The sequence below is a fragment of the Marivivens marinus genome (assembly GCF_035969385.1).
In the GTDB taxonomy this organism is placed as follows: Bacteria; Pseudomonadota; Alphaproteobacteria; order Rhodobacterales; family Rhodobacteraceae; genus SELP01.
This window is the reverse complement of record NZ_JAYKKJ010000002.1, coordinates 192,092-215,076: the sequence shown is the minus strand read 5'-3', so window position 1 is coordinate 215,076 and position 22,985 is coordinate 192,092. Positions and strand designations below refer to the sequence as shown.

Annotated in this window: 20 protein-coding genes and 1 tRNA gene; 9 read left to right on the top strand and 12 right to left on the bottom strand. The window is 58.0% G+C overall.

Going from position 1 to position 22,985, the window contains the following annotated elements; translation table 11 throughout:
* Window positions 1-142 precede the first annotated feature (142 nt).
* From U3648_RS03680 to U3648_RS03670, 3 genes are read left to right on the top strand one after another with little or no spacing between them, the layout of a single operon-like run.
* A complete protein-coding gene (locus U3648_RS03680; RefSeq protein ID WP_420857889.1) occupies window positions 143-979 on the top strand; it encodes an MlaA family lipoprotein in 837 nt (278 codons plus the stop codon).
* Window positions 976-1,566, top strand: a complete 591-nt coding sequence (locus U3648_RS03675) for an MlaC/ttg2D family ABC transporter substrate-binding protein (protein WP_420857888.1) — start codon at window positions 976-978, stop codon at window positions 1,564-1,566. Before U3648_RS03680 ends, U3648_RS03675 begins: the two co-directional genes overlap by 4 nt.
* Entirely contained in the window at window positions 1,567-1,929 is a 363-nt protein-coding gene (locus tag U3648_RS03670) for a hypothetical protein (protein ID WP_420857887.1), read from the top strand.
* Window positions 1,930-1,933: 4 nt separating this feature from the next.
* Here the strand turns inward: U3648_RS03670 and U3648_RS03665 are convergent, their stop codons facing one another.
* The 5 genes from U3648_RS03665 to dapF are packed head-to-tail and all read right to left on the bottom strand — an operon-like array spanning window position 1,934 to window position 5,916.
* On the bottom strand, window positions 1,934-2,536 hold the full coding sequence (locus tag U3648_RS03665) for a glutathione S-transferase family protein (RefSeq protein ID WP_420857886.1): 603 nt from the start codon (window positions 2,534-2,536) through the stop codon (window positions 1,934-1,936).
* Window positions 2,533-3,180 (bottom strand): FMN-binding negative transcriptional regulator, encoded by a 648-nt coding sequence (locus tag U3648_RS03660; protein WP_420857885.1) that lies wholly within the window; start codon window positions 3,178-3,180, stop codon window positions 2,533-2,535. Before U3648_RS03660 ends, U3648_RS03665 begins: the two co-directional genes overlap by 4 nt.
* 34 nt (window positions 3,181-3,214) lie before the next feature.
* Entirely contained in the window at window positions 3,215-3,850 is a 636-nt protein-coding gene (locus U3648_RS03655; protein WP_420857884.1) for a glutathione S-transferase, read from the bottom strand.
* The gene (gene mtaB, locus U3648_RS03650) at window positions 3,847-5,100 is read right to left on the bottom strand and encodes a tRNA (N(6)-L-threonylcarbamoyladenosine(37)-C(2))-methylthiotransferase MtaB (RefSeq protein ID WP_420857883.1); all 1,254 of its coding nucleotides are present in this window, start codon (window positions 5,098-5,100) and stop codon (window positions 3,847-3,849) included. The genes U3648_RS03655 and mtaB overlap by 4 nt, the downstream gene beginning before the upstream one ends.
* Window positions 5,101-5,916 carry a diaminopimelate epimerase gene (gene dapF, locus U3648_RS03645; protein WP_420857882.1) on the bottom strand — a complete coding sequence of 272 codons (816 nt, stop codon included), beginning with the start codon at window positions 5,914-5,916 and terminating at the stop codon, window positions 5,101-5,103.
* Window positions 5,917-6,012: 96 nt separating this feature from the next.
* Here dapF and U3648_RS03640 point away from each other — a divergent pair.
* From U3648_RS03640 to U3648_RS03630, 3 genes are all read left to right on the top strand, one after another.
* A tRNA-Lys gene (locus U3648_RS03640) sits at window positions 6,013-6,088 on the top strand.
* A 134-nt stretch (window positions 6,089-6,222) separates the two neighbouring features.
* The gene (locus U3648_RS03635; protein ID WP_420857881.1) at window positions 6,223-7,002 is read left to right on the top strand and encodes a hypothetical protein; all 780 of its coding nucleotides are present in this window, start codon (window positions 6,223-6,225) and stop codon (window positions 7,000-7,002) included.
* Window positions 6,977-8,827 (top strand): 7-cyano-7-deazaguanine synthase, encoded by a 1,851-nt coding sequence (locus U3648_RS03630; RefSeq protein WP_420857880.1) that lies wholly within the window; start codon window positions 6,977-6,979, stop codon window positions 8,825-8,827. Before U3648_RS03635 ends, U3648_RS03630 begins: the two co-directional genes overlap by 26 nt.
* Before the next feature lie 6 nt (window positions 8,828-8,833).
* Here U3648_RS03630 and U3648_RS03625 read toward each other — a convergent pair whose 3' ends face one another.
* The 7 genes from U3648_RS03625 to U3648_RS03595 form a co-directional block, all read right to left on the bottom strand.
* The gene (locus U3648_RS03625) at window positions 8,834-9,892 is read right to left on the bottom strand and encodes a tyrosine-type recombinase/integrase (protein ID WP_420857879.1); all 1,059 of its coding nucleotides are present in this window, start codon (window positions 9,890-9,892) and stop codon (window positions 8,834-8,836) included.
* A complete protein-coding gene (locus U3648_RS03620) occupies window positions 9,870-10,376 on the bottom strand; it encodes a helix-turn-helix domain-containing protein (protein WP_420857878.1) in 507 nt (168 codons plus the stop codon). The genes U3648_RS03625 and U3648_RS03620 overlap by 23 nt, the downstream gene beginning before the upstream one ends.
* The gene (locus U3648_RS03615; RefSeq protein ID WP_420857877.1) at window positions 10,376-10,579 is read right to left on the bottom strand and encodes a helix-turn-helix transcriptional regulator; all 204 of its coding nucleotides are present in this window, start codon (window positions 10,577-10,579) and stop codon (window positions 10,376-10,378) included. The genes U3648_RS03620 and U3648_RS03615 overlap by 1 nt, the downstream gene beginning before the upstream one ends.
* Window positions 10,580-11,003: 424 nt before the next feature.
* On the bottom strand, window positions 11,004-12,824 hold the full coding sequence (locus U3648_RS03610; protein WP_420857876.1) for a thermonuclease family protein: 1,821 nt from the start codon (window positions 12,822-12,824) through the stop codon (window positions 11,004-11,006).
* Window positions 12,825-12,826: 2 nt separating this feature from the next.
* Complete coding sequence (locus U3648_RS03605; protein ID WP_420857875.1) at window positions 12,827-13,936, bottom strand: hypothetical protein; 1,110 nt, start codon at window positions 13,934-13,936, stop codon at window positions 12,827-12,829.
* A complete protein-coding gene (locus U3648_RS03600; RefSeq protein WP_420857874.1) occupies window positions 13,936-14,778 on the bottom strand; it encodes a hypothetical protein in 843 nt (280 codons plus the stop codon). The genes U3648_RS03605 and U3648_RS03600 overlap by 1 nt, the downstream gene beginning before the upstream one ends.
* Entirely contained in the window at window positions 14,775-16,124 is a 1,350-nt protein-coding gene (locus tag U3648_RS03595) for a hypothetical protein (protein ID WP_420857873.1), read from the bottom strand. Before U3648_RS03595 ends, U3648_RS03600 begins: the two co-directional genes overlap by 4 nt.
* A 280-nt stretch (window positions 16,125-16,404) precedes the next feature.
* On the opposite strand from U3648_RS03595, the gene U3648_RS03590 reads away from it, so the two are divergent.
* From U3648_RS03590 to U3648_RS03580, 3 genes are all read left to right on the top strand, one after another.
* The gene (locus U3648_RS03590) at window positions 16,405-18,426 is read left to right on the top strand and encodes a type I restriction-modification system subunit M (protein WP_420857872.1); all 2,022 of its coding nucleotides are present in this window, start codon (window positions 16,405-16,407) and stop codon (window positions 18,424-18,426) included.
* Window positions 18,423-19,748: a restriction endonuclease subunit S gene (locus U3648_RS03585; protein WP_420857871.1), complete on the top strand. Its 1,326-nt coding sequence runs from the start codon at window positions 18,423-18,425 to the stop codon at window positions 19,746-19,748. Before U3648_RS03590 ends, U3648_RS03585 begins: the two co-directional genes overlap by 4 nt.
* A gap of 229 nt (window positions 19,749-19,977) precedes the next feature.
* A complete protein-coding gene (locus U3648_RS03580; protein ID WP_420857870.1) occupies window positions 19,978-22,941 on the top strand; it encodes a type I restriction endonuclease subunit R in 2,964 nt (987 codons plus the stop codon).
* Window positions 22,942-22,985 lie beyond the last annotated feature (44 nt).

Here is a 22,985-nt window from a genome sequence, read left to right as displayed (position 1 = left end):
CCGGTCGGACTAGTCCTGCCACGCCGGTCTCAATAAATTGTTTCCATTCGGCCACGTTCCGGGATTGCTGTCGCGCTGCCCTGTTCATCCCGTTGAAACCGATTATGTGAAACAGTCTAAGGTCAGGTCCGAGAGAATTCCATTGCCCGTAACAGCGAAACCGATTTTCCGATTTGCCGTTGCCTTCATGTTCATGGGGGCGGTTTCGGCCTGTTCCGTCGGACCAGACGACAGCAGCATCCACGACCTCTATGAAACCGCTAACCGGGCGACCCATGACTTCAACCGATCGCTCGACCAGAACCTGCTGCGGCCGGTGTCCGGCGTTACCGCCGCGCTGCCCCCAGAGCTGACCGACAGGGTCGTATCCTTTTCGGACAACCTGTCGCTGCCGGGGATGGTGGTGAACGGGCTGCTTCAGGGAGATGTGGGCGGGGCCGCGACCAATACGATGCGGTTCCTGATCAATTCCACCGTCGGGGTCGGGGGGCTGTTCGACCCCGCGGGCGGAATCGGCCTGCACGAGGAAAGCACCGATTTCGGGGAAACCCTGCATGTCTGGGGCGTGCCGGAAGGCGCCTATCAGGAACTTCCGTTCTTCGGCCCCTCGACCGAACGGGATACCGCCGGGCTGGTCGTGGATGTCCTTCTGGATCCCCTTGGCTGGATCGACCAACCGGAAATCGCAGCGGTGGCCGAATACTCGCTTGGTACAAAGGTCGTCGAACAGGTGATCGACCGGGGCCGGTTCTCGGACACCGTCGATTCCATCCTTTATGACAGCGCGGACAGCTATGCTCAGGCGCGGCTTCTGTACCTTGAAAACCGTCGCTACGAACTGGGAATGGAACCGCCCGTCGATCCGAACGCCCTAGACGAATGTGGCGTTCCGGACCCGATGATCGACCCCTTCGCCGATCCTTTCGCGGCAGCCCCTACCGATTGCACCCCATCCGACAGCATGGAGATGGCCCAATGACCCTGCTCAATCGCCGCAACATGATGATCGCCGCAGCAGCGGCCGCGGTCCTGCCCGCCCCCGTCTTTGCCGTGGGCCTGACCGAGGCAGAGCGGCTGGTCGACAGGCTGGTCGCCGATATCAACGCCGTGATCGCCTCTGGCCGGTCCGAAGCGGCAATGATTCAGGATTTCGAAGGTATTTTCGCCCGCTATTCGGACGTCGAATACATCGCCGGAACCGCGCTGGGCCGCGATGCCCGCACGGCGACCCCGGCGCAGCGGACCGCCTTTGTCGCTGCATTCAACAATTATGTCTCGAACCGCTATGGCAAACGGTTCCGCGAATTCATCGGGGGCGAGATCACCGTGGTCGAAGCCCGCCAGGTGAACAACTTCATCGAGGTCGAAACCGTCGCAAACCTGCGCGGTCAGGCCCCGTTTCGCGTTGATTTCTGGGTTTCCGACCGGCTTGGGCGGCCGGCTTTCTTCAATATCATCATTGAAGGGGTCAACATGCTCAACCAGGAACGGTCCGAGATTGGTGCGATGCTGGACCAGCGGCGCGGAAACCTTGACGCCTTGATTGCGGACCTGCAACGTATCTGAATGCAGATACGGACCAAGCTGACCATCCTGATCGCGGCCCTGTTGCCGGGCGTTGTTCTGGCGACCCCCTATGACGGCATCTATCGGCAGGTTGCCAACGCAGATTGTGCCCTTGTCGGGGTGGATGGCGGGTCGATTGAAATCAGGGACGGCCTGTTTCACGGCGTCGAAACCCAGTGCCGAATGGTCAATCCGGTCAACGTCGTCAACATGGACGCCACGCTCTACGATATGGAATGCGCGGGCGAAGGCGCCCAATGGGCCGAACGGGCCATGGTGATGCACAGTGCCGACCGTTTGGGGATCATCATGGTCTGGAACGGCTATGCCTTCCGCTATGATCGCTGCGAAATCCCGGAATAGCCCGCTATTCCACCGGAACCGTCGCAATCATGGACGGGCGTGCCGACAGTTTCCCCAGCCATGCCGCCAGCCTTGGCCGACCATTGCGCCAGTTCCGCGCGTCATGCCGAAAATCGAGATATTCCAGCGCACAGGCCAGCGCGACCTGCCCCATGTCCAAAGGCGCGTCCAGTTGCTGTGCCACAGCCTCCAGATGGTCGAGGGTCCGGTCAATCCGCGCCCATTGCGCCTCGACCCAGGGGCCGAACCGGGCGGTCTCGGGGCGCAGCTTGACCTCATAGGTCATCAGGACGCCCGCCTCGATCATCGCATCCGCCATCGATTCCAGCGTCAGAACCTGCCACAGCCGGTCCACCGGGTAAAAGCCCCCTGCGAAATGATCGTCGAAGAACCGGGTGATAACGCGGCTGTCATGCAGCGCCGAGCCATCATCGAGAAGAAGCGCCGGGATCTTGCCGATCGGGTTTGCCGAAACCGCCGCATCCGCCTGCGCCAGCGGGCTGGTCTTCACGCCAATCTCCTCGACGGCTGCTTCCTGTCCAAGTTCGCGCAGCAAAACGCGCACCTTGCGCACGAAAGGAGAGGTAGAAGAAACGACAAGTTTCATCGGTCTGATCCTTTACTTCTGTCATCATCAAGCGCGGCCATCATCAGATCTGCCAGCGCATCGGTTTCCTGCCCAAGCCGCGCCACCTTGATGCCCGTGGCGGCCCCGACCCGGGCCGCGTCGGACTTGTTCTGGTTCAGTTTCCACGTGCCATCGACGGTGTCGATCTCCATCCGCGCGGGCACGATCATCCGCATCATCCGCGACAGGACATCGGGTGTCATCTTGTCCATGGTCCAGGGCTGCTTTGGCAGAAGCCGCGCCTCGAATTGGGCGGAAAGCTCTGCAAGGACGGTGCCAAGGTCATCCGGTGGCAGCCCGATCAACCGCCCCCGCAGATGCACCGCCGCATAGTTCCATGTCGGCACCTGATCCTCCGCGCCGTACCAGTCGGGCGAGACATAGGAATCCGGCCCGCTGACGGCGATGACCGCCGGGCGCGGGTCGGCCAATCCGCGCGCAATCGGGTTGGACCGGACCAGATGCAAGGTCAGGCTTTTGCCATCGGGGGCGAGGGTGAAGGGAACATGGGACACCAGGGGCCCATCCGGCCCGTTGACAGCCAGCACACCGAACGCCCGTTCCGACGCGAAGGCGAGGTTCTGGTCTTCGGTCTTCGTGTGGTAAATCGGGTTCGGGTGCATCGCGGTGTCCTGAGCAGTTGCCGAACCTTATCGCCTAGCCTTCGGGAAACGCCACCGGTTTGTCACCCGGTTTCCAGGCCGGGTATTTCCGCATGATCGAAGCGAACCGTTCGGACGTCTTGAACCGGTCCAGCCATCCGGCGACACCGGTCCATTCCTGTGCCTCGAACCACGGCAGATCGACATGGGCAAACTGGCGCACGAAAGGCAGAATGGCGAGGTCGGCAAGACTGGGCCGCGCCCCAAACAACCAGCTTTGCCCAACCAGTCTGTCCTCCAGTTTGCGCAGGAACAGAGCCGCTTTTTCCTGTTCTGCGCCAATATCCACATCGTCGAACCGCACGGCATATTTGTAACGATCAAGCGCCGCCTTGAACGGCCCGTCAGACGTGGCGATCAAATCGAAACCGGCCTCGGGCATGGCCAGCAGACCCTCGGGGTCGGCATGTCGCAATGCCCACAGCATAATGTCCAGGCTTTCGTCGATCACCTCCTTGCCCGTATCCAGACAGGGCACCGTTCCGCTGTGCGAGGTCGCCAGAAACGCCGCCGGTTTGTCGCGCAACAGGATCTCTCGCAGGTCCACCGATATTCCGGCACTGGCAATGGCCAGACGGGCCCGCATTGCATAGGGGCACCGGCGAAAAGACCAAAGGATCGGGCGGGTCATGCGACCAGCTGCTGTCCTGCCACGCCCGTGATCCGGGCCGTGACGATCTGGCTTTCCGGCTGATCGCTGGCAAAGGTCACTTCCGTGAACTGCTCTGTCCGCCCCATACGGGGGTTCTCCATCAAGATGCGATGGGTCTTGCCAAGCTGTGCCGCCAGATGTGCCACCACGCGCGAGTCACCCGCCGCGCGCAGTCGCGCCGCACGGTCCTTGATCGCCCGCCCGTTTACCTGTGGCATCCGCGCCGCCGGCGTTCCCGGCCGGGCGGAATAGGGGAAGACATGCAACCAGGTCAGGTCACACTCCTCGACCAGCCGCAGCGAGTTCTCGAACATCGCTTCGGTCTCGGTCGGGAAACCCGCGATGATATCGGCGCCAAAGGTCATGTCCGGGCGCAACACCTTTGCCTCTGCGCAGAACCGGATCGCATCATCGCGCAGGTGGCGGCGCTTCATCCGCTTGAGGATCATGTCGTCGCCCGCCTGAAGGGACAGGTGCAGATGCGGCATCAGCCGCGGCTCGGTCGCGATGGCCTGCATCAGGTTCTCATCCACCTCGATCGAATCGATCGAACTGATCCGCAAACGCGGCAGGTCCGGCACCAGCTTCAGGATGCGCATGACCAGATCCCCCAGCTTTGGCTGCGCGGGAAGATCCGCGCCCCAACTGGTCAGGTCCACGCCGGTCAGCACCACCTCGTTATAGCCACGGTCCACCAGCCGCTTGATCTGGTCCACCACAACGCCCGCCGGAACTGACCGGGAATTACCCCGGCCATAGGGGATGATGCAGAAAGTGCAGCGATGGTCACAGCCGTTCTGGACCTGCACATAGGCACGGCTGCGGGTGCCGAATCCGTCGATCAGATGACCGGCGGTTTCGGTGACTGACATGATGTCATCCACCGCGACCTTCTCCGTCTCACCAATCAGGTTGGGAACCATCCCGGCCCATGTTTCCGGCTGCATCTTCTCGGTATTGCCGATCACGCGGGTTACTTCCGGCATGGCGGCGAAGGTCTCCGGCTCCACCTGCGCGGCGCAGCCCGTCACGATCAGGGGGGCATCCGGGTTCTCACGGCGCAGCTTGCGGATTTCCTGCTTCGCCTTGCGAACCGCTTCGGCGGTCACGGCACAGGTATTGACCACGACGGCATCAGACAGGCCCGCTTGGGCGGCAAAGTCCTTCATCGCCTCCGTCTCATAGGCATTCAGACGGCAGCCAAGGGTCGTGAACTTTGGCGCGGACATCTAGAGAATCCATTCCCCGTCAAAGACATGCGCGGTCGGGCCGGTCATCCAGACCCCATCCGGAGCGATCCTGATCCGGATATCGCCGCCATCCAGACGGATCGTGACATCGTCGCCAACAAGCCCACGACGATGCGCAGCAACCGCCGTCGCGCAGGACGACGAGCCAGAGGCCAACGTGATCCCCGCACCACGCTCCCAGACCCGCATCCGAAGCTCATTCGGCCCGGTCAGCGTGGCGAATTGCACATTGGTTCGTTCGGGAAACAGCGGGTGGTGCTCAATCCTCGGTCCGATCTCGGCCAGATCAACCGCTTCGGCATCCTCGACGAAGAAGGTGCAATGCGGGTTTCCCATCGACGTGGCAGTCGGCCCGCCCTCGATCGGCAGTTCCAGCGTGTCCGTCGGCTCTGCCAGCGGGATCAGGTCCCAGCGGGTCCGGGCGTGGCCCATGTTCACCGATGTCAGACCGTCCCCTGCATCCAACGCCGGCAAAAGACCATGTGCGGTGCGGATCACTGCCTCCGCCTTGCCGGTCTCGTCAAAAAGGTGACGCGCAATACAGCGGGTCGCATTGCCACAGGCCGCCGAGGTGGACCCGTCGGAATTATAGAACGTCAGGTGGACATCGGCGGTATCGGTCTCGGTCATGACGACGAACTGGTCAAAGCCCACGCCTCGATGCCGGTCCGCGATGGCCGTGACGATATCCGGCGTCACGCGCGGCGGCTGCCCCCGTTCGTCCACGACCACAAAATCGTTGCCAAGCCCATGCATCTTCATGAAGGGAAGGCGGAATTTCTGCTTCGTCACCATAGGCGGGCGTATAGCGGAGCCCCGGAAAGATTTCCAGAGATTGGTGCATTTCCGGGGTTGACCGCAGGGGTAGGGCTTTCTAAGTAGCGCGCCAGTGGGCCGTTAGCTCAGTTGGTAGAGCAACTGACTTTTAATCAGTGGGTCGCAGGTTCGAATCCTGCACGGCTCACCACTGAAATCAAAGACTTACAGAGATCTACCTCGCTTCCCAGATTGATTGGGTAAGCAAGAGGTAAGCATTTGATCTTTGATTTCCTTTGCTTTCCCTCAAAGGTTGCGTCAGCGTCAGCATATAGGGAGACGATGATGGGCCATATTAGGCTCGGCACGTTGCCACAGTCGAAAAAGTGGCGCGATGTCGTTGGGTTAATTGATTCTGGCGCGTCTGTTGACGCGATCGCCGAGGCAGCTGCACGAGCCTCGGAGCGGGACCTCTCCACTGCGAGCAAGGACTCACGCTTTCAATTCGTAGCATCGCTTCTTGTGCGGCTTCCGCTCTTGGCCCGTGCGCCAGGCTTTGAGGACGCATTGGTGGACCTGGGGTGCGGCGATGCCCCTTTGGCTTCAGTCGCGAGCTTTTTGGCCGGTTTGGATGGTGCCATTGAACGGCAAAGCTTCAAGGAAGGACATGCATCGGATGCAGGATTGTTGGCCAAATCCGCTTTGCTCGAGTCTCTGTCGGTTCATCTGCGAGATCAGCTGCCGAGCTTGTTTGAACCAACTTCGCACGAGATCCGGATGGCGCTGGGCCAATTTGCATCTGGCGAAAAGTTTGCCCATTTGGCGCGAGATTTCTTTGCAAGACTGACCTACCGATCTCTGGACTACTACCTTAGCCGGGAACTGGCCAACCACATCGGGCAGGATCGTCAATTTGCGACTGATGCCCAGCGCATCGCGTTTCAGCAAGCTTTGGCCCAGCACACATTCGAAGCGTCGCGCATCGTGCAGGAGTTTGCGGGCGGCTGGCTGGGCAAGACAGTTTGGCAGCGTCAAGCGTTGGATCAGGACGCCATCAACCGCTTCACCGACTATGCATTCAAGAAAATGAGGTCCGAGCTTGGGCGGCGGCGCGAAACCGTCTGAGCATCGGGTCCGATGCCTGCCGCCGCTGACCAAGAGCGGTGGCGATGCCCAATTGCGCCTTGAAATTGACGGGAAGTCAGTTGGCGTCAAGGTCTGCATCAGCCACCTGAACGCCCAGCTTGTGGCCGATCTGCCGGATCGCGCGCTAGACCTGCTGGAAGTTGCAGCCGTGGTCTACGGGGCCGATGCCGCCATCAGTCGTGGTGGAACGGCAGATCAGCACATGGGCACGCAGTGGCATCGACGGTTCGAGGTCGAGATGCCTGTTCGAGATAATGCTTTCTGGCAAAGCACAGAAGCCGTTCTGGCGCTGGAAGAAATGTTGATGTTCCTGTCAGGGGACCGGTTCGTGTTTCAGTTCGTCGCCAAAGAGGGCGAAGAAGCCGAGAGATCACTGTTCTTCAAGTTCGACGAGGGCAGCGCATGGCAGCCGACGCGTGTTCTCATGTTCTCGGGCGGCCTCGATTCCTTCGCAGGGGCGCTCCAAGAAATCGCAGATCAAGGCGAGCGCGTCGCTCTGGTCAGCCATTTTTCGGCGTCGAAGATCGCGCCTGTTCAGCGGCAACTTCACAAGGCCTTGGCTATGAGGTTCGGCGAGAAAAGCTGCCGTCATTTCCCAGTGCAGGTTCAGATGGTCGGTAGGGGCCTCAAGGAAGGGACGCACCGGGCTCGGTCGTTCCTCTTCGCGGCGTTGGGCGCCGTAAATGCAAAGGCATTTGGGCTGAACCGGGTTTCTTTCTACGAGAACGGTGTCGTCAGCCTGAACTTGTCGCCGGTTGGCAGCGTCCTTGGCACTAGGGCTACCCGAACGACCCATCCGCAAACTTTGTCCCGGCTCTCGGATTTCCTTGGCCGAGTTTTCGAGTCGGAAACCAGGATCGACAATCCGTTCTTCTGGCGGACAAAGAGGGAAGTGGTCGAGACGGTAGCCCGTCTGGGCATGTCCGAACTAATAGCGCAGACCCGCAGTTGCGCCGACGTGCACAACCAGACCAAGCAGCACATCCACTGCGGGCGGTGTTCGCAATGCATCGACAGGCGCTTTGCCGTACTGGCTGCCGGGTTGAAAAGGTTCGACCCTGAAGAGGCCTATCGGGTGGCACTGATGGATGACGCCAGAAATGATGTTCGCGACCGCGAGATCGCACTGTCCTACCTGCGCAGCGCTCAGGCCTACGAACACGTCACCCCATCGGAGCTGGAACGCGCCTTGCCCTCCGTCGTCAGCGCTGTCGCTCACTTGGAGCAGCCCCCGGAAACGGCGCTTGAGATGATCACCCGCTTGTTGAAACGGCACGGGACCGGGGTGTCCGATGTGATGCGTGCGACCTTGAAGGCGAAGGACGCGGAGGACTTCCCAGACGGGAGCCTGCCAAAGCTTTACGGTGAAGCACAAAGGCCGAGCCTTCTACCGCATATCCCCGTTCCCTCTCCCCCCGACTCAGAATCCGCGAAACTCACGGTGATGGAAGTGAACGCGCAACGGCGGCGCGTCGTGATCGACGACCGAATTTTCGTTGAACGCAATGCTACGGCCGATCTGTTGATTGTATTGGCGGATAAGTGGCTTGAAGGGGCGGGACAGGGCAAGGCACCTCTTGACTACCCGTTTGCTCGTTCGGCCTTTCTGGCAGAAGCGTTGAAACTGGAGAGCGATGAAGCTGTGCGCCAACGGGTCAATCGCGCGAAATTGGAGCTGAAAAAGAAAATGGCCTCTAGCGGCAGGGATGCACAAGAAGCCGATGCGATAATCGAGAACCAACCATGGGAAGGGTATCGGTTGAACCCAGACCGCATAACGGTCCGGAAGGCCAAGACGGAATGACTAGGATCATTCGATCTTATCGCTACCGTCAGCATGGACCCTGCTCATCCTGAAACGGCTCATCAACTCCATTTGCCGCCCCGGTGGGACCGCTCCGTAGGAACTGAACGTCGTCAGGACGTCATCGTGGCCCATGTTCTGCGACCATGCCTTGAATTCCTCCGGCGTGCGGCAGTGGTCGTTTGCCAGATCAACTATCGTATCTCGCACCCGATGCGGCGAAAACGGCGGCAGACCTGCGTCGGCGAATGCCTGCTTGAAGATCTTGGCTGCGCTGGACGCGCTTTTCCAAGGTTCCCGCGAAATTCCCACGGCCTCAAATCTGCGGTACATTCCAACTACAACTTTGGTCTTCGGAAACAGCGGATCGGTCGCGCTGAAAAGGTGAACCTGTGTCAACTCGGCTGCCCAATCCTGGAGAATGCTTTCCGCGAAAGCGCCCAGAGGAAAGAACCCAGTCGAGAAGGACTTTCCGAATTTGGTATCGACGTATCGACCATCGAATTGCACGCATCGGTTCGTTAGGTCGAGGTTGCGCAGAGGCAAAGAAATCGCGGCCCCCTCGCGCGATCCCGTCAAGAACAGAAACGCCAAGAGGGCGCGGTTTCTACGTTCTATGACAGTGCTTGAGGGCATCATCTTGATGACGTGAAGTGCCTGGGCGGGAGAGGGGTGCGGTTTCCACAATGTCCCGCGCCGAGCATTTTCAGATTTGCGATCCGGCGTCAGATAGTCGGCATCCGAGCGGCTGATCTTGGACTTGTAGCCGGGCTGATCTGCCATCCAGTAAAAGAATGCTTTCAACTCGCGCAGAGTGCCATTGGTGGTCGCGGCGGAAAGCGGCGAGCCGGTGCGTCCGTTCTTCAGGCTCGCCAAGTGGCGCTTGAATGAGCGGGCGCGTTCGGCGTGGAATGCGCGGAAATCCTTGCCGCCTAGCCAGCCGTCGTAAAGCGTGATCGCGGCGGCGGACTTGTCAAGGGATGCCTCAGAAAGACCCTGCGCATCCTTGCGCCAAAGCAGATACTTCCGCTTGATGCGCAGGTTATCCTTGTTGCGTTTTGCCATCGGTCTGGCCCTTCTGCTGAATGGTGACATTTGAACGGGGATCGGCACGGGACACTATTCTTGGGGACGCCTTCTGAACCGTCACCTCGATTCTTGCCCGGATGACCTCCAGATCGGACCGTTTGACGACCTTGTTCATCAGCGCGCCACAGGCGGGACACAGGCCGGTCAAGCGCCCTGTTTCGTGTGTTTGCTGCGTGTAGTCGGCAATCTTGCCGTCGGGTTCGCGGGGGGCCTTGCAGCCGAAGCAATAGCAATGATGAAGGACCAATTTCGCGGCGACCTTCGTCTGACGGGCACCGAGAAAGACCTTGAGTTCCTTCCCGTCGATCAGCCAAGGCTTGCGGGTTGTGTCTGCCGCAAGTCCTTGGTTCTTGATCCAGCGAATGACGGTCTGTTTGTGGCAGCCCAACGCGTGAGCGGCGTCCCAGACATCATAGACGAGATTCGCCTTGATTCTGTGCGCAGGGAATTTCTTCGCCATCACAGACGTTCCGACGCAAGTCGGCCATGGGTGTTCTGGCAGAGCTGCGCGGCCTCGAAAGCCTCAACTTCGGTTTCGTCATAGAGGACCCGTGCGCCGATCTTCAGGAACTTTGGTCCCTTTCCGAGCCAGCGCCATTGTTCCAAGGTGCGGGGAGATATGTGCCAGCGACTTGCGAGCTGGGCTTGAGTAAGTTTCGCCATCTGAGCTTCTCCTGATCACGCTGCGAGCCGCGCCATTGCGGTTCACTTGTGGATCTCAGGATGCACTTCGTTTGCTCAGACAGTATGTGGTCACGATTTGGAAAGATGTGACAAAATATTTTCTAAGACATTGTTTCGTATACCCTAATGACAACGAAGCGTGACGAGCGCGTCAAAAGAAGTGACCTTCGATTGGAGGCTCACGTTGAAAATCGGCGCCGAACCCTATCCAGAAGATCCAACATACGGTGCTAATGTTATTCATGTGCCGCACATGAAGACATCATATGATTCCAGCCTCTGGCCCGAGAAGAGGACCTACGCACTGAGCGGCAAAAACGGTTGGTCTTGAGCAAACAAATGCGAAGGTCTTCGCTTCGGATTCGTGACCGTTCTTGTCTTAGAGATTCAAAGAGACCTCAGTTCACCTGGCCGCCCAAGGTTCCGTAAAACTGCCAGCCCAAAAGCCGACGTTGCCTTCCCTGGCGGATTCTTCGGCTGCAACGTAGCGATTGGAATATTCCCGGAAAGCCATGGCCTTACCTTCATCCACCATCAGGCCTCCGAGATCCTGTCCATCTACGCGACACGTCGCGATTGATCGGAAGTAACGATCTAGACTCTGATGTTCACATGAAATCTCCCGCCCTTCAGCCCATGTGAGCATTTGTTCTTTCGCGACCAGACCACAGTCGAAGGTATTTCCATTCTCGTCTGTGCAGGCTTGCCCCATTTCAGGGGCGTCAATGCCAAACAATCGGAAGCTGATACCATTGATTTCGATTGTGTCGCCGTCAATCACCCTCGGAATGCCTCTGACTACATCGCCAGCCGAAAGCCCCTGAGCCAGGGTAGCCGTACTTTCTCGTTCTAGGTCGTCGAGCAATTGCTCTCGGTCAAGCTCAATGGAAAAGACGACCCGACGCGACAAGTCATCATCGATTTCTCCATCGACGCTTACCGGCCGAGACGAAGAATACCCCACAGCCACCACATGCCCGCGTGACCACTCAGCGGTTTCCTCGTTCGAAAGCTGGTCGAGGCAGTAGTTCAGAACGTTACGTGCTCGCTCCTGTGATAGCTGCAAGTTATTTCGATATGCCAAGTCCACGGGTGTGCCCTGACGCCATTCTCTGGACGCGTGCCCCTGGATCTCGGCGGCGGCAATCTCGAGTCCGGAGCCCCTCAATAGATCCAGCCAAGGTGGACAGGCCTGCTCAAGAAACCTCTTTAGATTGGGTCGGATTTCTGCCCGCCCCTGCTCGAAAACTACGTCTTCGGGAAGAACGATCGATCCATCATCAAGTATCTGGCCGTTTACGCTGGCGACAAAATCTCCAAGTTCACTGCGTAGAGAAGACGTTAGTCGCGCTTCCGCTTCCGCCGATGCCACGAGTGCGGCGGAAATGCCTCGCAAGGTTGCCTCTGCATTCGCCAGATTCTGAAGACTAGTAGAAAGATCACTATTCGCCCCCCCGGTCGCGAGACGAGCAAGTGCCTCCCTTGACTCAGGTGGCAGAGCCTGAAGCGAAGAGATCAGCTCTAAAAGAGCTGGATCTTCGATGACGCTTCCCGCGAGTGCGGTCACCTCTGAGAAGCCCGCCCGCCCCGGTTCCAATCCAGCCTCCTCCAGCGCACGAAGCGCGTCTAACCGTTCTTCTGTTGCAGCCTCGACAAAGGCCTGCCGTTTTTCTTCAGAGAAAGCATTCAGCGTATCCACTGCATCTGCAACTGTTTGATTTTGGAGACTGTCGAGCCGGGCAAGCACTGGAGGAGCCTCGACAGCATCCGCTAGAGCTTTGAGTTGTGGATCTTCGAGTTGAACGGCCCCTGCCATCAGACGCCGTAGTTCAGGTTCTGAGATGAACCGCCAATACTGCTCCGCCTCCGCAAACCCCGATAGGTCTCGGATATCAATTCCTGCCGCCTGCAGTTCCATCAGGGCGCTCAAAGTGCCATTTGCACCTAGATCTGCAATATCGATGCCAGATGCCTGCATCTGCTGAACCGCGTCGAGCGTACCGCTTGAGCGGAGCTCTGTGGCCACCCTGACGAGTTCTGGATCGGTATGTGTTTCTCTCAATGCGCTGATTTCACGCTGAGTGTTCAGTTGCCAAAAGGCAAAGAGCAACAAAAGGCAGAAAACAAGGAGGACAAAGGATTCCGCGATGGTAAGGCCCATGATCGCACCCCGTCGAAAGTTGCGGTCATTCGCCTGTTTGGTCACTTCATCCAGCGCCGCCAACTTCAGCTCCTTCGACTGAACCAGAAGCGCCCTCTGGGACGGTTGGCAATCTCCTCAGCCAGCCGAGTCGAAGCCAGTTCAATCCTTTGGGCACTATCGTGAATGGCTCTTTCCAGTTTTTCGCTTGCTTCCCGGATCCTATCGCCGCTGGATGAAACGTCTGTCTCCAAGGTTGAGAAGGCCTTCCCAACGTTGGTCGGGTCCAGTCGCTCCGGCGCCTTCTCAAGTTCCGTTTCAGCTTCTTGAATTCTGGTAGCGATCTTGCCGAGGCGTTCGTCGATTGTATGGAAGCGATCAGCTAGATCGACAGACGCCTTCTCTTGGGTATCGGCGAGTTTCCCGGAAGCCTCCGCAAACCTCTTAAGTGCTTGTTCAACCTGTTTCAGACCATTCTCAGACAGGTTTCCGATCTGCGCCGAAAGTCCAGCGGCGGCGGACTTGGCGGCCTCTACGTTAGTAGCCTTAATCGTCTCGATGATTTCTTGGACAGTTTCGTCATTCTTTTTGCTGATGCTTTCGGCCGCGGCCGATAGGCTTTCGCCGACCCATGCATCGCGTTCCTGAGCATGCTGAATGGACTCGGTAGTGAATTGCTTGATCGCAACAATACTTGACGCAAGCTGCCGCCGAAGCTCTCTCACAGACTCGTGCAGTTCTATGTGCATTTCACGATCACGTGCAACAATGTCGGGACGGATCTGCATGAGCACGACGCGCAAGAAGACACCAACAATCGTCGAAGAGAGCGCGACTCCGAAACCGCCAATAACGCGCCCGATCATCTCGGTTCGTGCGTCAATATCAGCTCCGGTCGATGCAAGTTCACTAAGTGTATATGAGAGGCTCGTGAGCGTGAAGAGAAAGCCGAGATAATAGCAGTTGTCACCAACCATTTCCGGCTCGATCTGCACTCGCCCGAACAGCATTGCGATGAGCATGTATGCGACGATCATCGCCCCCGCAAAAAAGGCCACGAGATAGGGGTTGGTAGATATGGCTTTGAGGAAGATGATCCCCGCAGCGCCGACGAGGAAGACGATCACGAAGGTAAGGCGCTCAGCCCAGTCCTTAGTACGGACTCCGTGGATTCGAAGTGACTTCGGACGCGCCATCACAGGTCTCCCAGGATGCGGACGTCAAAACTGCCGTTGGTTCCTTGGAAATCAAAATAGCGAATCCAGAATTGGTCGACCCGATCTTCACCGGTTTGCGACGTCTGTCTTGGAATGCGCAGGATCATCACTTCGACATTGTGAAGGTCCCCGGCCAAGCGGGTAACCCCGCCAACGCTCGCAAATTCCTCCCAGTACTCCTCACGGAAGAAACTCAAGATTTGGCTGTTCTGCAGAAGGTCGGATACGACGATTAACTTGCGGCGCCCTGGAACGGTCTCGATACTTGGACTGTCGGCAACTAGGGCCTGCAAGCTCTCCATGATCGGTGAGGAGTTTTCCGCTTCAACGGTTAGTAGGGTCCCTATGGCCTGATCAAACGGAACAATGAATTCATCGTTGTAGCGCTCGCCGATCATCCTTGGGTTCTGAATGAGCGGATTGGCGTTTTCCTCTTGTTGTGGCTTGCATCGCGCAAATCTGGCGCCCCAATTCGTGGGGTCCTCGCTGACGACACCTACAGAGAACATGGTCCCGGCTGGAGCTCTAGCAATTTCTCCTCCCAAGATCGTTCTCAGGCGACTGCTCTGCGCCGCCGATATCGGATCCGTCAGGTCGAGTAGAACCAGTGTTGCATGTTCTGGTCCATCAACTGGGCACAGTGTCTCATCGTCTACTGCAAGCTCACGCATGTAGTAATCGGAGGCCAAAAACCCGCCGACTACTATCGATGCCAACACGGCAATCAGGGCGAACCATTTTAGGTCTGATCCATTGCGTCTGGAACGGCGCTTGCCACGACCCGCGCCACGCCTTGCCCTGCGGATCGCCGACCGGCTCATTGCATGGTCTCCCGCTTTGGTTCCTCAGCTTGAGCACGCCGCGCTTTGTAACTTTCGGTACCTTGAATTTCGTCGATTTCCCGATAGGTGCCGACCGAGACCTCAAAGGCCTCGAATATCTCGCGGATCGTGGCATCAACGAGATCGCCGACCTTAGCGGCTTCTTTTTCGGCATTCAGTTTACGACCCTTCTCCTCGTTGGGGAACTTGAAGGCTGCAAAGCTGTATTGCTTCGAGAACGACGGCGGACTCGCCTCCTGTCGGGCCTCGTTGTTCGCATCCCGGTATATGCTGAGCAGACGACCAACCTTGACGTCGCACTGCTCGAGGAAGCTTGAAAGTTGGGATCTCAACGAACTTTGGCCAAAGAGCGCATCAACTGCCTCGCCTATCCCTTGACGGACCTCATCATGCGCATCGCGAAGTTCGTCGATAGCGGCGTCCCGCTTGTGTTCCAATTCTCCGATCGCGGCCTCCAGTTCAGAAGCATAGGCTTCTCTCGCCGCGAGTACTGCGCGGCTCACCTTTCCATAGCCAGGATAGGGGTCGTCAGTATGCAGCCCCTTCAGGAATGCCAACAACGAAATCAGGACACCAATCAGCACGAGTAGCCAGCTTTCGATACTTGCAATGCCCAGCGGCTCAGTCGTCAATGTTTCAAGCGCGTTTTCGGCTGCAAATGTCCAGTCGCCAGTCTGCTCGACACCATCGCGAAAATGGGCCACGGCGAGATTGAATCCTGCCGCATAGCAGATCCAAAAAACGAGAACCAAAAGTCCGAGAAGCTTCCAAAGCAGGTTGCGATGGTTCAGGTATCTGGAAAAATATCCGGCGAGGCTTGAAACACCAACATTGGAGATCGATACCAGCAAAGCCGCTAGAATTCCGCCGAGCATGCCGAGCACATTGTTCTGAGCGAACAAGTAGCCGTTGAGCACTGTCTCTATCAGCAAAAGGAGCATGCCAATCGCAATGGTTTTGGGCCAGCCGCTGAATTCGACCGCTGGCCTCATAAGTCGGTGTCTCTGCCTGAATGTCTGACGCCAGTCGAAAGACTCCTTTAATTTCTCAACCGGATTTGAGAAATGGGCCTTCCAGGTCTCAACCTCAGCAATGAAGTCTGTCCGGGCATTGCCAGCAACTATTTCGACTTCTTTCCGGACCTCTGTCGCTCTGCTCAGCCGCTCGCGATATACGCGCAGGTGATCTTCGAACTGCTGGAGCCCGCGCCGACGCAGTGTTTCAACTTCATCGATGACCTGCATCTCAACGCTGTCAAATGAGGTCTCCTGCGGTCCGGGTTGGTTCTTCGCGCCGCGCTCGGTGGCCAACTGCTTCAGCTTCATCCGATCCGCGATTAGATCAGCGTTGATATCAGGAAAGACCTCTGTTCCCGGCGCAAAGCCTTCGGAGTTCAATATTCTTGATAGACGCGACAACATCCGCTTCCCCCAGCACCCGAGTCTAACCCCAAAGTCATACTCGGCAACTCTTGCGGGTGTTTGCAAGATGTAATCCCTCACGCGTCTCTCTTCTTGGAATGCCCCAAGTGTCCTGTTAGCTTGCTACCGGAGCGAGAGTGCAAGTTTGCGTTTTTCAACAACCGGTTAGAGGGCAGTTTTCGAAATGACCGCAGATATCAAGACACTTGGTTCCTTCGTGTGGTCCGTTGCCGAGCTGCTGAGGGGCGACTTTAAGCAATCCGAATATGGAAAAGTCGTGCTGCCCTTCGTCGTATTGCGACGGCTCGACTGCATCCTCGAGCCGACCAAGGCGGCCGTCCTTTCGATGGCCGAGTCCCTTCCCGCAGACATTGATGACGAAGCCCGAGATGCCCTCCTATCAAGCGCTGCTGGAAAGGACATTCAGCTCTACAACACATCCCGCTTCACCTTTGCCACACTGAAAGGCCAGGATGCCAAAGACATTCACGGCAATCTGGTCAACTACATCACCGGCTTCTCGCCCAATGTCCGGGACATCTTCCTTGAGAAGTTCTTGTTCACAGATCAGCTAAAGCGTCTGAACGACGCAGGCCTACTGTATCTGGTCTTCGATCGCTTCTCACAGATTGATCTGCATCCAGATGAAATCTCCAACCTTGAGATGGGGTATCTGTTCGAAGACCTCATCCGCCGCTTCTCGGAAATCTCGAACGAGACAGCAGGGGAACACTACACCCCGCGCGAGGTCATTCGCCTCATCGTCTCGCTGCTGCTGGTCAACGACCGCGACGCATTGACCGGGTCGGGCATCATTCGCCAAGTCTACGATCCCGCCGCAGGCACGGGCGGGATGCTCTCCATCGCCGAGATGGAGATGAAGGCGCTGAACGACCGCATCCGCGTCGAACTCTTCGGGCAGGAGCTGAACCCCGAGTCCTTCGCGATCTGTAAGTCCGACATGCTGGTGACCGGGCACAACCCCGAGAACATCGCCTTCGGCAACACGCTGACCCAAGACGCCCATGCCACCAAACGCTTCCACTACATGCTGTCGAACCCGCCTTACGGGGTGGACTGGAAGAAATACGCCGACCCGATCAAGGACGAGGCAGCGAATGACGGCATGGACGGTCGCTTCGGTGCGGGTCTGCCCCGCATCTCGGACGGGCAGTTGCTGTTCCTGCAGCACATGATCTCGAAGATGCGCAACGATGAGCAAGGGTCGCGCATCGGCATCGTCATGAACGGGTCGCCCCTCTTCACCGGCGGTGCCGGGTCGGGCGAAAGCGAGATCCGCCGCTGGATGCTCGAAAACGACTGGGTCGAGGCGATCATCGCGCTGCCGACTGACCTCTTCTACAACACCGGCATTCAGACCTATGTCTGGTTGCTCACCAATCGCAAAGACACGGCGCGGCGCGGCAAGGTGCAACTGATCGACGCCAGCGGCGAGCGGTTCTGGAAATCGATGCGCAAGTCGCTCGGGTCCAAGCGCCGCGAAATCCCGCCCGAGGCATGTGATGAGATCGCCCGCATCTACCACGACATGCTGAGCGGCGACGGCGACTGGGGCGACGTGTCGAAAATCTTCGCCACGACCGACTTCGGGTATCGCGAAATCCGTGTTGAACGCCCGCTGAAACTTGCCTTCGCCGTCACGCCCGAGGCGCTGGAGACGCTGCGCGAGGCGAAACCGTTCCAGAAACTCGACGAAGACGACCAGTCCCGCGTTATTGGGGCGTTGCAGGATCACTTGCCCGCTGACGAGCGATGGACCTGTCGTGACGACTTCGACAAGGCGCTCTCCGCCGCCCTCCGCAGCAAAGGCGCCAAGATCGGTGTGCCGGTCAGAAAGGCGATCCTGTCCGCGCTGTCCGAACGCGACGAGGCGGCGCAAGTCTGCATCGACAAGAACGGCAATCCCGAACCCGACACCGATCTGCGCGATCACGAACTGGTTCCACTGAACGAGGACTGGCGGGAGTATGTCAAACGCGAGGTTCTGCCCTTCGTCCCCGATGCCTGGGTGGATGAGAGTTACACCGACGCACAGGATGGCGGCGTCGGGCGTGTCGGGTATGAAATCAACTTCAACCGCTACTTCTACAATTACGTGCCCCCGAGACCGCTCGAAGAGATCGACGCCGAGTTGAAGGCGCTCGAAGCAGAAATCGCGGGTCTGCTGCAGGAGGTGGTCGAGTGAGCGAACCGTTCCTTTCGCTACCCATCGCAGATGGCATACCCGAAAAGCGCGCTCGCTTTCTGTTTCGTGTCCGTAGTGAGAAGGCACGCGCAGACGACGAACAACTTGCGGCAACGCAGTCACACGGCGTTCTCAGTCAAAAACGCTATATGGAGATCACTGGGAACAAGGTTGTCGCTGCTCTCGCGGGGACCGACAACTTCAACCACGTCGATCAAGATGACTTTGTAATCAGTCTTCGCACGTTCGAAGGTGGCATTGAACGTGCGACGGAACCCGGTTGTATCAGTCCCGCGTATACGGTCTTGGCACCATCAAGAGAAGTCGAACCGACGTTCTTTCAATATCTGCTGAAGTCGCAGGTCTTTATCTCGCATCTTCAAACCACCGTGACGGGGATTCGCGACGGAAAGTCGGTCAAGTTCGAGAACTTCGCCAACATCGTCCTCCCCGTCCCCGACCTCGCGACCCAACGCCAAATCGCCGACTTTTTGGACCGTGAGACCGCAAGAATAGACCTGCTGATCGAGAAAAAGCAGCGGTTGGTGGCGTTGCTGGGGGAGAAGCGTCAATCTGGCATTGTCAGTGCAGTAACACTTGGTCTCAATGAGAGGGTGGACTTGAAAGACACTGGTGTGTCTTGGGTTCCCCAGATCCCCAAGCATTGGGAACTAAGAAAAATCAAATACCTTGGAAAACCGATCATCGGATTAACCTATGCGCCTGATGACTTGGTCTCGGAGGGCGAGGGAACTCCTGTTCTGAGAGCAAACAACATTCAAGCGGGCAAACTTCAATCAGAAAACTTGGTCTATGTATCGAGTGCCGTATCGCAAAAACTCAGACTACGCGAAGGCGACATTCTGATATGCTCCCGGAATGGCAGCAGAAACCTAATCGGCAAGAATGCTATGGTGAGTTCCGAGTTTAGCGGGATGACCTTTGGCGCATTCAATACAGTCCTCAGATCCAAGTATTCAGACTTTCTGTATTGGGTTCTGCAATCTCCGATCTTCGACCATCAGGCAGGTTCGTTCCTTACTTCCACGATCAACCAACTGACGATCTCCACACTTTCAAATCTTGTCGTCCCTTTCGCACCTCCTGAAGAACAAGAGGAGATATGCAAGCATTTGCGTGAACGTGACGGGATATTCGATGCCAGCGCCAAGACCTTGAGCACATCCATCGACCGCCTCAAAGAATACCGCTCCGCCCTGATCACCGCCGCCGTCACGGGTCAGATCGACGTATCGACCTACGCCAAATCCGACACCCCCGACCGCCACCTCGACACCATTCAAGAGGAGATGGGCGCGTGAAAGGACCCATCGGACCACGTCGGCACAAAGGCATTGGACTCGTGGGCATGGGTCGTGGCGACCTCGCGCGGGGCGGGGGCATCGTTCTGAAAAAGCCCCTTCCTTCGAAGGTCATCCAAAACAAGAACGACAAAGCGGGCATCAAGTCTCGGATTATCGAGAGGTCGAAGGCAGGTTTCGCGCAGCGCACACGGATGGCGAAGTCTCAAGAACCGGACAAGAAAAGCTTATGACCGACACCCACACCACCGCCGACATTCATCAAGAGAAGGTCTTCGAAGCGCATATCGTCGCCTGCCTGTCCGGCGATCAGGGATACATCGAACGCGACTGCCCGTCCCACTATGACGTTGCCCATGCCCTCGATACCGAGTTGCTGTTCCGCTTTCTCAAGACGACGCAACCCGAGGCGTGGCAGACGCTGGAAGATCATTACAGCGCACAGGCCGAAGCGGAGGTTTTGAAACGTCTCGACAAGGCGCTGAAGGACAACCCCACCCATGTCGTGCTGCGCGAAGGGCTGAAACTGGTGCCGAACATCCGGTTCACGCTGTGCTTTTTCAAACCCGCATCGAACCTGAACCCCGATCTGACGCGCCTGTATCAGGCGAACATCCTGTCCGTGATGCGGCAGGTGACCTATTCGGCGAAGAACAAGAACGCCATTGACCTTGTGACCTTCGTCAACGGCATCCCGGTCGCGACGCTCGAAGTGAAGAACCACCTGACCGGGCAGAATGTCAAACATGCCGAGAAGCAGTATCGGCAAGACAGATCCCCCGCTGGCGAGCCGCTCCTGACCTTTAAGCGCGGTGCCATCGTCCATTTCGCGGTGGATCAGGACAACGTGTCGATGACCACGCGCCTGATGAACGGCAAGACGCGGTTCCTGCCCTTCAATCGCGGGCGCGATGGCGGTGCCGGAAACCCCGATGTGCCGGGAGAGAACCGGGTCGCGTATCTCTACAAAGACCTGCCCGGCGAGAAGGCCGTGTTCTCGCGCGAAGCGTTGCTCGACCTGATCGGGAGGTTCATCCATCTCGAACGCGGGAACGGCAAAGAGGTGCTTATTTTCCCACGGTTCCAGCAACTGGACGCCGTGCGAAAGGTCTTGGCGGACGCGCGATCCAACGGCGCAGGACAGAACTATCTGATCCAGCACAGCGCCGGGTCAGGCAAGTCGAACACCATCGCCTGGACCGCTCATCAGATCATCAACCTGCATGACGAGGACGACCAACCGCTCTTCGACACCGCGATCATCGTGACCGATCGCTTGGTGCTAGACCGACAGCTGCAAAACACTATCGGCGGGTTCGCCCAGACTGAGGGCGTCGTGAGGAAGATCGACGGCACATCCCGCGATCTGAAAGAGGCGATCCTGAAAGGCGCGAGGATCATCATCACGACGATCCAGAAGTTTGGCACCGAGCATCTGAAGGCGATCTCCGGTCAGGGAGGCAAGAACTTCGCCGTTATCATCGACGAGGCGCATTCGTCCCAGTCGGGCAAGGCGGCACAGGGGTTGACCGACGCTTTGACCCGCGACGATGCAAGTTCCGAGGACATTGAGGACATGATTCTCGCGTTCCAGAAGGCGCGTGGACCGCAGGAGAACATCTCGTTCCTCGCCTTTACCGCGACGCCCCGCAACGTGACGCTGGAACGCTTCGGTCGCGTCGGATCAGACGACAAGCCGCACCCGTTCCATCTCTATTCGATGCGTCAGGCAATCGAGGAAGGGTTCATTCTGGACGTGCTCCAGAACTACATGACCTATTCCGCCTACTACCAACTCGAAAAGACCATCGAAGACGATCCTGCCTTCAAGGGACGTAAGGCACAGGCGCGTGTCGCCCGCTATGCCTCGCTGCACCCGACCGCCATCGATCAGAAGGTCGAGGTCATCGTCGAACACTTCCGCCGCCACGTTGCGAAGGAACTCGACGGCAAGGCGAAGGCGATGATCGTGACCCAGAGTCGCGAACACGCCCTCCGCTACTGGCAGCGCCTGAACGAATATATCGCGCAGAAGGAATACACGAATCTGAAGGCGCTGGTCGCGTTCTCGGGCGATCTGAACATCGATGGCGATGTCTGGACCGAGGCGACCGCGAACGGGTTCGCTGAGACCGAATTGCCGAAGAAGTTCGACACCGACGAGTTCCAGATCCTTGTCGTTGCCGAGAAATACCAGACCGGGTTCGACCAACCGAAACTCATCGCCATGTATGTGGACAAGAAACTCGCCGGGTTGCAGGCGGTGCAGACGCTCGCCCGTCTCAACCGGACATATCCCGGCAAGACCCGAACCTTCGTCCTCGACTTCCAAAACGAGATGGAAGACGTGAAAGAGGCGTTCTCCCCCTTCTTCGAGGCAACCGCGCTCGAAGAACGCACTGACCTGAACCAAATCTACGACCTCGAACAGCGCATCTCGTCGTCGACCTACCTTCACAAAGACGAGGTCGAACGGTTCGCCGATCAGTTTTTCAAGGGGGATCTGACGACACAGGATCGTCTCAAGTTGGAAGGCACTGTCCGACTCGCGGTGGGGCGCTTCGAACTTGATGAAGACGAGGCGCAACAGGAAGAGTTCCGCCAACTCCTGCAGAGTTTCCAGCGGTTCTACGCCTTCGTGGCACAGGTCGTGTCGCTGAACGATGCGTGGTTGGAAAAACTCTATGCCTACACATCGTGGTTGTCGCGCCTGTTGCCGTCTCGTGACGTGCCTGCCGACATTGCGATCACCGATGAAATGCTGAACCTGTCCGCCTTCAAGTTACAGAAGGGCGAAGAAGGCAGCGCTTCACTGTCACCGGGCGAAATCGCAACCCTGCAACCGATCACCGAGTTCGGTGCGAACGCCTACACCGAGGAAGAAGAAAGATCGCTGTCCGAGATCATCGAGTCGTTCAACGAACGGCACGGCACCCAGTTCTCCCGCGAAGACTTCCTTCGGTTTGAACGCGTCACTCGCGATATCATGGACGACGACATGACCCAGATGATGCGAAACAATCCCGCAGACGTGGTCGAAACGGCGTTCTCTCAGGCGTTCTTCCAAGGCATCGTCCGGGCATTCCAACAGGACAACGAGATGCGAAACATCTTTATGACTGACCCAGCAGCACGGGCGCAGGCGACCCGACACTGGTTCATGAGGGCGCAACGTCAGGCTAGGGAGGGGTAGGCCGACTTGCTTCGGTCTCCGGACACTAACCGGATAAGGGCCAA